General features: G+C 69.6%; 9 protein-coding genes. 6 read left to right on the top strand and 3 right to left on the bottom strand.

From position 1 onward, the window contains the following. The 3 genes from Q0X16_RS06285 to cutA all read right to left on the bottom strand — a co-directional run. Positions 1-599 (bottom strand): TlpA disulfide reductase family protein (locus Q0X16_RS06285; protein ID WP_297832089.1); only part of this gene is annotated, 599 nt, incomplete at its 3' end. After that, positions 599-2,947, bottom strand: a complete 2,349-nt coding sequence (locus tag Q0X16_RS06280; RefSeq protein WP_297832087.1) for a protein-disulfide reductase DsbD — start codon at positions 2,945-2,947, stop codon at positions 599-601. The genes Q0X16_RS06280 and Q0X16_RS06285, both read right to left, overlap by 1 nt. A gap of 9 nt (positions 2,948-2,956) precedes the next feature. Beyond that, positions 2,957-3,274 (bottom strand): divalent-cation tolerance protein CutA, encoded by a 318-nt coding sequence (gene cutA / locus Q0X16_RS06275; RefSeq protein ID WP_297832096.1) that lies wholly within the window; start codon positions 3,272-3,274, stop codon positions 2,957-2,959. A 233-nt stretch (positions 3,275-3,507) separates the two neighbouring features. On the opposite strand from cutA, the gene groES reads away from it, so the two are divergent. The 6 genes from groES (at position 3,508) to Q0X16_RS06245 (ending at position 12,678) form a co-directional block, all read left to right on the top strand. Next, positions 3,508-3,798 (top strand): co-chaperone GroES, encoded by a 291-nt coding sequence (groES, locus tag Q0X16_RS06270; protein ID WP_297832084.1) that lies wholly within the window; start codon positions 3,508-3,510, stop codon positions 3,796-3,798. A gap of 52 nt (positions 3,799-3,850) precedes the next feature. Further along, positions 3,851-5,491, top strand: coding sequence for a chaperonin GroEL (gene groL / locus Q0X16_RS06265; RefSeq protein ID WP_297832081.1), 1,641 nt, complete (start codon positions 3,851-3,853; stop codon positions 5,489-5,491). A gap of 468 nt (positions 5,492-5,959) precedes the next feature. Next, positions 5,960-7,420, top strand: a complete 1,461-nt coding sequence (locus Q0X16_RS06260) for a Wadjet anti-phage system protein JetA family protein (RefSeq protein WP_297832078.1) — start codon at positions 5,960-5,962, stop codon at positions 7,418-7,420. Further along, positions 7,417-8,058, top strand: coding sequence for a DUF4194 domain-containing protein (locus tag Q0X16_RS06255; RefSeq protein WP_297832076.1), 642 nt, complete (start codon positions 7,417-7,419; stop codon positions 8,056-8,058). The genes Q0X16_RS06260 and Q0X16_RS06255 overlap by 4 nt, the downstream gene beginning before the upstream one ends. Further along, positions 8,045-11,476, top strand: coding sequence for an SbcC/MukB-like Walker B domain-containing protein (locus Q0X16_RS06250; protein ID WP_297832073.1), 3,432 nt, complete (start codon positions 8,045-8,047; stop codon positions 11,474-11,476). The genes Q0X16_RS06255 and Q0X16_RS06250 overlap by 14 nt, the downstream gene beginning before the upstream one ends. Then, entirely contained in the window at positions 11,473-12,678 is a 1,206-nt protein-coding gene (locus Q0X16_RS06245; protein ID WP_297832070.1) for a Wadjet anti-phage system protein JetD domain-containing protein, read from the top strand. The genes Q0X16_RS06250 and Q0X16_RS06245 overlap by 4 nt, the downstream gene beginning before the upstream one ends. The last annotated feature ends 65 nt before the right edge of the window (positions 12,679-12,743 follow it).

Genomic DNA, 12,743 nt, shown 5'->3' with positions numbered 1-12,743 from the left:
GCCGACCAGCGCGCAACCGCCTCAACATCTTCGAATGGCCCGATTCTTGTCTTTATCATGCGGCCATCAGCGTCGATCAGCACCGAATACGGCAGTACGCCGGCGCGGTTGCCCAGCCGCACGCCGGCGTCGGCGGGGCCGGGGGCGTCGGTCAGGATCGGGTAGGTGATGCCGTGCCGGGCGAGGAAGGGGCGCACCGCGTCCGGATCGTCGAGGGCGATGCCGACCACGCGCACGCCGGAGGCGCCCTGTTGCGCCGAAAATGCCTGCAGATCGGGCATTTCCTTCAGGCAGGGCGCGCACCAGGTGGCCCAGAGGTTGACCAGCGTCGGCCGTCCGGCCCAGGCGTCGGGAAGCGGGACCGGCGTGCCGTCGAGGTCGGACAGGCGCAGTGCCGGGATGCGTTCGCCGCGGCGAGCCACGGTCACGCCTGCGGGCGGCGGTGGTGCCCGCGCTTCCAGTGTGGCCTGCAGCGCCTCCTGTCCGGCCTCGGTGCCGGCCAGCCTGTAGGCGAGGGTGGGTTCGAAGAACACGCTGGCGGCGGCACCGGCCAAGGCCGCCAGCGCGGCGACCAGCAGCACGGTGCGGTTGGAGGGCATCAGCGCGCGGCCCGGGACAGCGCCGCCGTCACGGTGCCGGGGGTCAGCAGGGTCGGCAGGATCTCGCCTTCGCCGCCGCCGCGCGGATAGACCACGTACAGCGGCACGCCGACGGCGCGGTGGGCCTGCAGATAGGCGGTGAGCGCCGGATCGACGTCGGTGTAGTCGCCGACCATGTAGGTTGCGTCGGCATCGCGCAGCGCGTCGCGGAACGCGCTGCCGGCGAACACGGTGCGCTCGTTGGCCTTGCAGGTGACGCACCAGTCAGCCGTCACGTTGACGAAGATCGGGCGGCCCTGCGCGCGCAGGTCGGCCAGCGCCTGTGGCGACCAGGACACCGTGGCCAGATCGCCCTCCTGCGCCGTCGCCACGGCCTGCGGTCGCGGCAGCGCGTGCAGCCGCGCCAGCGGCCAGCCCAGCGCCAGCAGCACCAGCACGGCGACCGGCTGCCACGCCCGCGCGCCGCCGCTGCGGGATCGCGTCCAGGCCCAGGCCGCCAGCGCCAGACCGATCGCCGCGATCATCCACAGCCCCACCGCATCGGCACCGCGCAGCCGCGCCAGCACCCAGACCAGCCAGGCCGCCGTGGCGTACAGCGGAAAGGCGAGGAACTGCTTGAGCGTGTCCATCCACGCGCCGGGTTTGGGCAGCCGCCGCGCCAGCGCGGGGACGAAGCCGATCAGCAGGAACGGCAGCGCCAGCCCCAGCCCCAGCATGAGGAACACCAGCAGCGCGCCGACGGCCGGACCGATGAAGGCATAGGTCAGGGCCGCGCCCATGTACGGCGCGGTGCAGGGCGTGGCCAGCACCACCGCCAGCACGCCGGTGAAGAAGTCGCCGCTGGCCCCGCTGCGGCCGAGCAGGGCCGCGCCGCGCCCGCCCACGGCGACATTGGCCTGCCACAGCCCGGACAGGTTCAGGCCGAGGCCGAACATCACCAGCGCCAGCAGCGCCAGCACCAGCGGTTGTTGCAGCTGGAAACCCCAGCCCAGCGCCAGTCCGGCCCGTCGCAGCGCCAGCGCCAGCGCGCCCAGCGCCAGCATCGACAGCAGCACGCCCGCCGTATAGGCCAGCGCGTGGTGGCGTGCCCGGGCTGCGTTCTCGCCGCTTTGCGCGACCGCCAGTGCCTTCAGCGAGAGCACCGGCAGCACGCAGGGCATCAGGTTCAGGATCAACCCGCCAGCCAGCGCCAGCAGCAACGCCAGCGCCAGGCCCGGCACCCTCTGCTGCGGCGGCGCGGTGCGCTCCGGCATGGCCTGCGGAAGGGGGTCGGGTGCGGCAAACACTTCCGGAGCGGGCTGTACGCTGGTCGCTACAACCGTGGCCGCGGTGCCAGCATCCGGCGCCGCGGGGATTGCCGCAGGAGCCGCCGCGGGAAGCGAGGCGGGAAGCGAGTCGTTTTGTGCGGCTGAACCACTGCCATCGTTGCCTCCGCCGATCACGCCGGCCGGCAGCGACACTGCAAGCTGGCGCGTCATTGGCGGATAGCAGATGCCGTTGTCCTGGCAGCCCTGCAGGCCGACCGTCAGCGTGCCGCTGGCCGCGCGCGGGTTGGCGCGGGCCACCGGCAGGCGGATTTCAACCTGGTCGAAATAGACCGCGACGTTGCCGAAGTGTTCGTCGCGGTAGGGCGTGGCCTTGGGGAGTCGCGCCGGCGGCGGAAGGGATGCCGACAGCCCGGTGCCGGCGTCGAGCCGCGCCGAGAGCTTGTCGCGATAGATGTAGTAGCCGCGCGCCGGGGTCAGCCGCAGGAGCAGGGTGTTGCCGTCCAGCGCGATGACTTCGCTGGTGAAGGCCTGCTCGGGCGGCAGCGGGCCGTCCTGCGCGGCGCCGGCTCCGCCCAGCGCGGCGAAGGGATTGCCGCCGGCGCTGCGCCCGAAGCCGACGACGGCGGCTGCGTCCGGTTCGGCCGGCAGCGGCACGGACAGGGTGCGGGTTTGCGGCGGATAGCACACCCCGGCATCGGCGCAGCCTTGGTATTTCACGGTCAGCGTCACGCCGCTGGCGCCGGCGGCGGGCGTTCCGGTCAGGACGCCGACCAGCCGTTGGCGATAGGTCTGGACATCGCCGAAGAACTGGTCGTGGTGCTTTGCGCCCTCCGGCAACGCGAGCTGCGCGCCGTCGAAATTCGATCCGGTCTTCACCGACGTACGGTGCCGGTACAAATAGAAGCCGTCGGCAATCTTCCAGCGCACCTCGATGCGGTCGCGCGCGGTGGCCTGCGCGGAGAGCACGAACACCTGGTCGACCGGCGGCAACTCGGCGTCCTGCGCGACTGCCGGCAGCGCGGCGGCGAACAGGAGCGCTGCGGCCAGCCAACGGCGCAGTGGGGAAAGCAGACCGGTCATCGCGTCATTTTACGTCCGCACGGCGCCCGCGACCCATTCCAGGTAGGCGGGCAGCCCATCCGCCGGTTCGACCGCAACCAGTTCGGGAAGTTCGTACGGATGCAGTTCCTGCAGCCGCTCCCGCAGCGCCGGAAAGGCGGCGCGGGTGGTCTTGATCAGCAGCAGCACCTCGTCCGCGCGTTCGACCTCGCCCTGCCAGTGGTACACCGAGCGCAGGCCGGGAATCACGTTGACGCAGGCGGCCAGACGCTCTTCGACCAGCGCATCGGCGATGCGGACGGCGCTGTCGGTATCGGGGCAGGCGGTCAGGCACAGCAATGCATCCATCCGGGCAGGGTAATCGTCGGGCAGTGGCAAGGCGAGCGCTGGCCGACGGTACGCCCGTGGCATGCGGTGGGACGCCGATTTGCCGGCGTGCCCTTGAAACCGCCGTCACCCGCCCCATCTCCAAGCCATCCCGGTTGCGGGGCGTTTGCGTTTCACGCGTTGGCACTCGTGCGGTTCGAGTGCTAGAATGACCGGGTTTTTCCCAATCAATCAACCATTTGCAGAGGTTGCTCATGTCCAATATCAAGCCGCTGTACGACCGTGTGGTCATCAAGCGCATGGAAGAAGAGAAGCTGTCCGCGGGCGGCATCGTGATCCCCGACAGCGCCACCGAGAAGCCGATCAAGGGCGAAGTGGTTGCCGTCGGCACCGGCAAGGTGTTCGACAACGGCCAGACCCGTCCGACCCAGGTCAAGGTGGGCGACAAGGTCCTGTTCGGCAAGTACAGCGGCACCGAGGTCAAGCTCGACGGCGTCGAGTATCTGGTGGTGAAGGAAGACGACCTGTTCGCCATCCTCGGCTGATCGCGCGTCGCTTCCTCCCTAATTCAATCGAATACTCATTGAGGTAATTGCAATGGCTGCCAAGGACATCCGTTTCGGCGAAGACGCGCGCTCCAAGATGGTGCGCGGCGTCAACGTGCTCGCCAATGCCGTCAAGGCCACCCTCGGCCCGAAGGGCCGCAACGTCGTGCTCGACAAGAGCTTCGGCGCCCCCACCATCACCAAGGACGGCGTCTCCGTCGCCAAGGAAATCGAGCTTGCCGACAAGTTCGAGAACATGGGCGCGCAGATGGTGAAGGAGGTCGCTTCCAAGACCTCCGACAACGCCGGTGACGGCACCACCACCGCCACCGTGCTGGCGCAGGCGTTCATCCGCGAAGGCATGAAGGCGGTGGCCGCCGGCATGAACCCGATGGACCTCAAGCGCGGCATCGACAAGGCCGTGGCCGGGGCCGTCGACGAGCTCAAGAAGCTCTCCAAGCCGTCGTCTACCAGCAAGGAAATCGCCCAGGTCGGCGCGATCTCGGCCAACTCCGACCACAACATCGGCGAGCTGATCGCCAAGGCGATGGACAAGGTCGGCAAGGAAGGCGTGATCACCGTCGAGGACGGCTCGGGTCTGGAGAACGAACTGGACGTGGTCGAGGGCATGCAGTTCGACCGCGGCTACCTGTCGCCGTACTTCATCAACAACCAGCAGTCGATGCAGGCCGAGCTGGAAGACCCGTACATCCTGCTGCACGACAAGAAGATCTCCAACGTGCGCGACCTGCTGCCGGTGCTGGAAGGCGTGGCCAAGGCCGGCAAGCCGCTGCTGATCGTGGCGGAGGAAGTGGAAGGCGAGGCGCTGGCCACGCTGGTGGTCAACACCATCCGCGGCATCGTCAAGGTCTGCGCGGTCAAGGCGCCGGGCTTCGGCGACCGCCGCAAGGCGATGTTGGAGGACATGGCGATCCTCACCGGCGGCACCGTGATCTCCGAGGAAGTCGGCCTGTCGCTTGAGAAGGCGTCGATCAAGGACCTCGGCCGCGCCAAGAAGGTGCAGGTCTCGAAGGAGAACACCACCATCATCGACGGCGCCGGCGAGACCTCCGCCATCGAGGCGCGCATCAAGCAGATCAAGGCGCAGATCGAGGAAACCACCTCCGACTACGACCGCGAGAAGCTGCAGGAGCGCGTGGCCAAGCTGGCCGGCGGCGTGGCCGTCATCAAGGTCGGCGCGGCGACGGAAGTCGAGATGAAGGAAAAGAAGGCGCGCGTCGAAGACGCCCTGCACGCCACCCGTGCGGCCGTCGAGGAAGGCATCGTCCCGGGCGGCGGCGTCGCCCTGATCCGCGCCAAGGCCGCGATCGCCGGCCTCAAGGGCGCCAACGAGGACCAGGACCACGGCATCCAGATCGCCCTGCGCGCGATGGAAGCCCCGCTGCGCGAGATCGTCACCAACGCCGGCGACGAACCTTCGGTCATCCTCAACCGCGTGGTCGAAGGCTCGGGCGCATTCGGCTACAACGCCGCCAACGGCGAGTTCGGCGACATGATCGAGTTCGGCATCCTGGATCCGACCAAGGTGACCCGCACCGCGCTGCAGAACGCGGCCTCGATCGCCGGCCTGATGATCACCACCGAGGCGATGATCGCCGAAGCCCCGAAGAAGGACGAGCCGGCGATGCCGGGCGGCGGCGGCATGGGCGGCATGGGCGGGATGGATTTCTGAGCACAGCCATCCGGCAAGCCTGACCACAAAGCCCGGCCTCGTGCCGGGCTTTGTGCTTTCTGGCGTCCGAGGTCGGAGGGTTCCTGCCTGCGCCGCGGCAATGTCTGACGCGAAAAGCAGAAAACGCCGATATGAAGGTGTGGTCGCGGGCGCAACCCTGAGCGGCCGTATCTGCGCTGCGGGATGCTCGAGCACGGCTTTTTGCGCGTGGTGTGCGGGCACTGCCAGTTAGAATCGAATGGATCGGGAGACGTACCTTCGGCGGATAGACTGGATCCTCGCCGAATCCTCGCCGACGTGCGCGCGGCAGCAAGCCGACGCGTGGACCACCGATCTGAGCGCCAACCGGCGCTTGCGCAGCCGCCACCTACCCGCCAGACTGCCCGGAAAGGGCGTTTGAAATTCCTATACTTGATGGCACCCTGGCGTTGCCGGACAGCGGGCACTGAGCCACCGCATAATCGATGGATGATGGATCATCACCCGAACGCCAGCACCGCTCCGCCGTTGTTCGCTGTGCTGCCTGCCGGGCTGTTCGGGCCGCTCGCCAGCGCCAACCGCGAACGTTACTGGGAATTGCTGTGCCGCCTGTTCGAGCAGTTCTTCGGGCCGGACGCACCGCTGCCGCCCAGCATCGGCTTTCAGCGTCGCGAGATCACCGCCGCACTGGAAAACTACCTGCTTACCGACGATCCGTGGGTCGACGAAGGCGATCCTGGCGAGGTGCCCGACGCCTCTCTGGTTGACCGCGCTAATGCCATCCACGAGCGCTTCCGCTCCGCCGGCTGGCTGCGCCAGGAGCGGGTCGGCGCGCGCGAGATGGTGTCGATGATGCCGGCGGTGTCGCAATTCCTTTCTACCCTGGTCGAGTTTGCCGAGCACGGCCCGACCTTCGTCTCGGCCAAGGTGCGTTCGATCGAGTTGCAGTTGCAGCAGGTAGTCGAGGGCAAGGCCTTCGGCGACGCGCTGGACGAGGCTGCCGACCAGGCACGCCGGCTGCTGGTGTCGCTGTCCTCGATGAGCCTGAAGGTGCGCGACCTGATGCCGGAACTGTCGCGCTCGGAAACCACCGCGCAGTTCGCTCGACAGTGGTTCGAGCGCTACGTTTCCAGCTTCTTCGTCGGCGACTACGCCGACCTGCACAAGGCCGACCATCCGCTGGCGCGGCGCAGCGCGATCCTCGCCATGGCGCAGCAGGTCGAAGGCACGGCGCTGCACGACACCATGCTCGGCTGGTATCGCGAACACCTCACCGCCGGCGATGCCGAACGCGCCGAAGCGCGCCTGCAACGCAGCCTGCGCCGCCTGCACGAACTGGAGCGCATCGACGAATACCTGGGCCGCCTGGACGAGGACATCCGCCAGGCCAACCGCCGCGCGCTGGCCTTCCTCGACTACCGCCTGCGCGCGCCGGACAAGCTCGACGTGCTGCTGCGCCGCGCCTGCCGTGGCGTATTGCAGGCGCCCGAAGACGCCCTGCGCCTGCCGGTGGCGCCCGGCGCGCTGATGGACGACTCGCAACTGCGCCCGCCGCGACGCAGGCCCCAGCCGATCGCGCGCAGCGCCAATGCCGTGCAGCAACCGACGCCCGAGCAGCTGGCGCGGTTGAGCCTGCTGCGACGGATGAAACGCGCGCGGCTGGTCAACGCCGAAGACATGGCCCGCTACGTCGGCCGCCACCTGCCACCCGGGGGCAGCGTCGATTCCACGCAGCTCGCGATCGCCTCCATCGAGGACCTGCGCGCCTACCAGACCCTGCTCACCCTGGCCCTGCGCAGCCACCGCGTCGGCGGTTTGCGCCGCGACGATCCGCGGGCGCGGTTGCTGCGCGGCTTCCGCGTCGAGCTGCTCGACGCCGGCGCACCGGGCGACAACGACTACCTGCGCGCGCCGCGCTTCATCATCAGCCGGCCGAGGAAGACCGCATGAAACGCAGCTGGAACACGCTGAGCCAGATGTCCAACGGCATCTACACCGTGCAGGACTTCGAGCGCGCCGCCTGGCGCCTGGTCACCGAGCAGGTGCTGTACGCCAGCGACCGCGGCACGAAGGTGGCCTACCACCTGATCGAGGACCACTTCGACGACTACCTCGCCGCGCTGGCGCCGCTGGGCATCCGGCTGGAACGCAACGCGCACTACCGCTACGTGGTGGCGCTGCCCGCCCATGGCGAAGGCACGCCGGTGACGCTGGAGGAAACGCTGTTGCTGCTGGTGTTGCGCCAGCGCTACGACGAGGCCGCGCGGCAGGGGCAGATCGAGGACCAGGGCGAGGTGGTGGTGGAGCTGCCCGAGCTGCAGGAGGCCTACCAGGCGCTGGTCGGACGGGCGATGCCCGAGGTCGGCGCGCTGCGCGCGCTGGCGCGCACGCTCAAGCGCTGGGGCGTGTGCCGGCTGGTCGACTCCGAGAGCGACGACCCGCAGCCGTTCCACCTGCGCGCGCGCCCGGCCATCGTCGAGGTGGTCGGCGAGCAATGGCTGCAGCGGCTGGACCAGCACAACCGCGACGACGACCTGCCCGACGACGACGGGGACGAAGCCAGGGAGGGCGACGATGCAGCTGCTTGAGCGCGTGCACCTGGTGCAGTTCTTCCTGTTCGAGGCGCAGACCCTGACGCTGGACGCCACCAGCGCGATCATCGCGCCGAACGGCGCCGGCAAGAGCGCGTTGCTCGATGCGCTGCAGATCGTCTTGCTGGGCGGCGACCGCAGCCGCATCCGCTTCAACGCGCAGGCCGGCGGCAGCGCCCGGGCGCGCAGCATCCGCGACTACTGCCTGGGCGTGTACCGCAGCGGCGAGCATGGCCGCAAGCGGCGCACCGCCACCACCTACATCACCCTGGTGTTCCGCGACCAGGACAGCGGCGTGCCGCTCACCTGCGGCATCGCCCTGGGCGCCTCGGCCGACGAGCCGGAGCATCGCGTCTACGGCCAGTACATGCTGCCCGGCGCGGCGCTGGAGCTGGACGACCACCTCGAACGCAGCCAGGGCAGGGAACTGCCGCTGGAGTGGATCGCGTTCCGCGAGCTGGCCCTGCGCCGCTGCCGCGAGGCCGGCAGCAAGCCCGAGCTGCACCCGACCAGCGAACGCTTCGTCAAGGACCTGCTGTTCCGGCTGCGCGCCGCGCCCACCGCCCATCCGGACGTCGGCGCCTACCGCAAGGCGTTCCAGAACGCGCTGAACCTGCAGCGCGTCGAGGACGTGGACCTGTTCGTGCGCACCCTGGTCGCCGAGGATCGTCCCACCGACATCGCCCGCTTCCGCGCGCTGCTGGCCACCTTCCGCCAGCTCAAGGAAAAGATCGAGCAGGTGGTGCAGCGCATCGGCGCCGCCGAAGGCGTCGAGCAGCAGTACACGAAGATCGCCGCCCAGGCCGTGCGCGCCGCTTCGTATCGCGCGCTGGCCGCCGAGTACGCGCGCGACCTGCTGGCCGAGCAGGTCGAACAGGCCGGGGAGTCGCACGGGCAGGCCGGTGACAAGCTCGCCGCCACGCGGCGCGCGCTGCAGGAAGCGAATCTCGAACAGCAGGCGGCCGAGGAGGCGCACACCCAGGCCAACGCGCGCCTACAAGGCAGCCAGGGCTACGGCGAGCAGGCGCAGTTCGACGAACTGGCCGGGCGCGACCGCGACCGCCTGGCGCAGGTGAAGAAGGCCTTGCTGCGCGAGATCGGTTTCGTCCGCGACCAGTTCGCCGCGGTCCGCAAGCTGGGCTTGCCGAGCGTGGATGCCGGCGCGCTGGCCAACGCCCAGTCCGCCTGGAACGACTGGTACGGCACGCTCGCGGCGTTGCCCGCCGACGCCGGGCTGCCGTGGGAATCCGAGCCGATGCACGCGCAGGCGCGCCAGGTGCTGGCCGCCGCCAGGCCGCTGATCGAGGCGGTCGACGGCCACGCCCGGGCGCTGCACGGTGCGTTCGACGAAGCGCAGGGCCGGCTGGCAGGCGCGCGGCAGAACCAGAAGCGCCTCGCCGCCGGCCAGGCCGAACTGAACCCGGACGCGGTGCGCCTGATGAGCTACCTGCGCGACGAAGGCATCGATGCGCAACCGGTGTGCGACCTGGTGCGGGTGAGCGATGCCAGCTGGCAGCCGGTGATCGAGGCCTACCTGCGCAGCAACGTCGAGGCCTTGCTGATTCCCGCCGACGCCGAGGAGCGCGCGACGAAACTGTATCGTTCGCTGCAGGGCGGCCGCTCGGTCTACGGCGTCAAGCTGGCCCTGAGCAGTCAGGCGCGCAGTGGCCGCGGTGCCGAACGGCCCGCCAGCGACAGCGTGGCCGCCCTGCTGGAAGGCGACAACGCCGACGCGCTGGCCTTCCTGCGTCGCCAGCTGGGCGAGCTGCGCTGCGTGGACACCGAGGCCGAACTGATCCGCAGCCGCCAGGGCCTGACCCGCGACGGCCTGCTCGCCAAGGGTGGCAGCATCGAACGCCTGCGGCTGCCGGCCGCCGGCGACCTGAAGATCGGCGCCACCGACAATCGCGACCGCCTGCGCGCGCTGCGCGAGGACATCGAGGCGGCCGAGCGCGACGTGCGCCAGCTGAAACCTGAACTGGACCGCGCCGAAGCCTGCCAGCGCGGCCTGGCGCGGCTGGCCGATCCCGACGAGGCGGCGCAGTCGCTGCACGAACGCGTGCTGGAGCATCGCGAAGTCGAGCGCCGCTATCGCGCCGCGATGGAAAGCCGCCAGGCGACGCTCGACCCGGATTTGCTGAGGTTGGGTGAACAGGTGCGCCAGTTGCACGAGCGCATGCTCGAATGGCGCGGCAAGCGCGACGACCTGCTCGGCAAGGTGGCGTTGGCGGAAGATGCCGTCAAAAGCGCGGAGCGTCTTCTCGATGGTCTGCGCGCCCAGGAATCCCTGGTCGCCCAGCGTGCGGTGGAGGCCTTCGCCCATACCGATGTGGACCCCAACCGCGTCGAGCGTCAACGCGAGGAACTCGATGCGAAGCTGCCCACGTTGAAGGAGCGTAGCGACCGTTGCGAAGAGCGGGCCCGCAACAGCGACAAGCAGCTGAACGATCTGTTGCCAGGCGCCTGGAGCGCGTTGTCGCAATACGCCAAGGACTATGGCCTCGACCTGGATTTTGCTTCCGGCGACTGGCGCGAAGCCGGTGCTTTGCTGGCGAAGGAGTTGGCGCATCTGCGCGATACCGAGCTGGCCAACTACCAGGGCGAGGCCGAGCAGGCCTACACGACGGCGGTGGAAACCTTCCGCGCCAACGTCGCCTCCGCGCTGTACGACAACTTCAGCAAGCTCAAGTACCAGATCAACACGCTCAACCGCACACTGCGCGCCAGTCCCGCGTTCTCCAACAACGAGCGCTACCAGTTCCACTACGAAGTGGCGCCGGAATACCGCGAGCTGCACCGCTTCATCCAGCGCGTGGCCGACGTGGGCGGCGAGGACAACCTGTTCGGCAGCGCCGGCGAAGTGCCGCCCGCCTTCCGCGAGCTGATCGAGGACAACGCCGCGGTCCGCACCCTCGCCTCGCCGCTGGACGACTACCGCCGCTTCTTCCGCTTCGAGGTGCAGATCCGCCAGGAGGATCGCGTCATCGGCACGCTCAGCGAGCGCATGCGCTCGGGCTCCGGTGGCGAGCATCGCGCGCCGCTGTACGTGATCGCCGGCGCGGCGCTGGCCGCGGCCTATGGCAAGAGCGAGGCGCATGCGGGCGGCATCGGCCTGGTCCTGCTCGACGAATTCGGCGACAAGATCGACGCGCAGAACGCCCGCGCCACCGTCGACTACCTGCGCTCGCTCGGCCTGCAATTGATCCTGGCCGCGCCGGACACCGCCCAGGGCACCCTGAGCGGCGTGCTGGAAAGCTACATCGAGCTGTTCCGCGACGGCGACCTGCTGCAGGCCGAGCGCATCGAGGTGAAGCCGGCCGCCCGCGAACTGCTGCTCAGCGACCAGTTCGACCTGCACCCCGAGCTGCTGGCCGAGGAAGCCGCGCGCATCGCCCGCGAGCAGGCGCCCCCGTGAGCGCAGCGCGGCAGCTGCTGGAACGCCTGCTGCGCCGCGCCGAAAGCGCGCGTCTGCGCGGTGCCGACGAGCATGTGTCGCTGCCGATGGGCGGCGCGGCGGAGTACCTCGCGCTGCGTTCGCTGGATGAACTGGAGATCTTCCACGGCGAGATCGCGCTGGCCGAGCACGACGGCGCCATCACCGCGCAACGCGAAGGCCGCAGTGGCGACGGCTCGAAACTGCTGCGTCTGGCCGTGGCGGATACGTGCGCCCTGGCACGCCATCTCCACATCGAGCTGCTCGACGACCGGGTGGCGCAGGCGGAACGTACGCTGGAACCCTGGCGCGCCCGCTTCCCGGTGCTCGACGAGGTGATCGCGGCGTGGCGCGCCAATCGCAAGCCGCGCGGCACCGGCCCCGAGGCCGCCGGCGAACTGGCCGACGCGGCCCGCGCCGTGGCCGCGCGGCTGGACGATGCCGGCCACGAACGCATCCTGCGCCGCGAAAGCGTGCGCCTGTTCGGCGACAGCAAGCAGCTGGAGAAACTCACCCCATGGCTGGACATCCTGGTCGCCGGCGAACTGGCCGCCAGCGGCTTGTCGAAGGAGGAAGTGTGGTCGGCCATCGGCCTGCGCCGCGAACCGCAGCCGATGCTGCTGGCCGGCATCGGTTCGGTGGAGCTGGCCGACGCCACCTTGCCGTTGGTGCGCCCGTATCTGGGCCTGCCGGTCGAGTCGGTGCGTGCGGTGGCGACTGCTGCGCGTTGTGTGCTCACCGTCGAGAACCTCGCCAGCTTCCACGACGCGACCCGATCGCCGGACGCTGCATCGACCTTGCTGTTGTACACCGGCGGCATGCCCTCGCCGGCGTGGCGAGACGCCTATGCGCGGCTGCTCGCCAGCCTGCCGACGGCGTTGCCGGTCTACCACTGGGGCGACATCGACGAAGGCGGCTTCCGCATCGCCGCCGTGCTGGCGGCGACCGCGCGCGACGCGGGACATGTGCTGCAGCCCTGGCTGATGTCGCCTGCGACCTTGCCGGCGAGAGTGGCTGATGCCGCAGATATGCCCGCGCCCGCCGCGCTTGCCGCCATGCAGCGCTGGGCCACGCGATCGGGCTGGCCGCAGGTGGCTGAGGCGCTGGCTCGCCGGCCGCTGCGGCTCGAACAGGAAACGCTCGATCCCGCGATGCCTCCGGTGGATTCAGGCCGCGTTGGCTGAGCGCTGCAGCAACAGAAAAGGACACGCATGGTCTTGACTCGCCTTCGTCCGGACGTGGGTGGGCT

The organism is Thermomonas sp., assembly GCF_025993755.1.
GTDB lineage: Bacteria > Pseudomonadota > Gammaproteobacteria > Xanthomonadales > Xanthomonadaceae > Thermomonas.
The sequence above is the reverse complement of the archived record's forward strand: the minus strand, read 5'-3'. Positions and strand labels throughout refer to the sequence as shown.

Excerpts from the sequence above, each read along its gene's own strand:
- Q0X16_RS06280 (WP_297832087.1), bottom strand. The coding sequence starts at position 2,947 with ATGACCGGTCTGCTTTCCCCACTGCGCCGTTGGCTGGCCGCAGCGCTC.
- cutA (WP_297832096.1), bottom strand. The coding sequence starts at position 3,274 with ATGGATGCATTGCTGTGCCTGACCGCCTGCCCCGATACCGACAGCGCC.
- groES (WP_297832084.1), top strand. The coding sequence starts at position 3,508 with ATGTCCAATATCAAGCCGCTGTACGACCGTGTGGTCATCAAGCGCATG.
- groL (WP_297832081.1), top strand. The coding sequence starts at position 3,851 with ATGGCTGCCAAGGACATCCGTTTCGGCGAAGACGCGCGCTCCAAGATG.
- Q0X16_RS06260 (WP_297832078.1), top strand. The coding sequence starts at position 5,960 with ATGATGGATCATCACCCGAACGCCAGCACCGCTCCGCCGTTGTTCGCT.
- Q0X16_RS06255 (WP_297832076.1), top strand. The coding sequence starts at position 7,417 with ATGAAACGCAGCTGGAACACGCTGAGCCAGATGTCCAACGGCATCTAC.
- Q0X16_RS06250 (WP_297832073.1), top strand. The coding sequence starts at position 8,045 with ATGCAGCTGCTTGAGCGCGTGCACCTGGTGCAGTTCTTCCTGTTCGAG.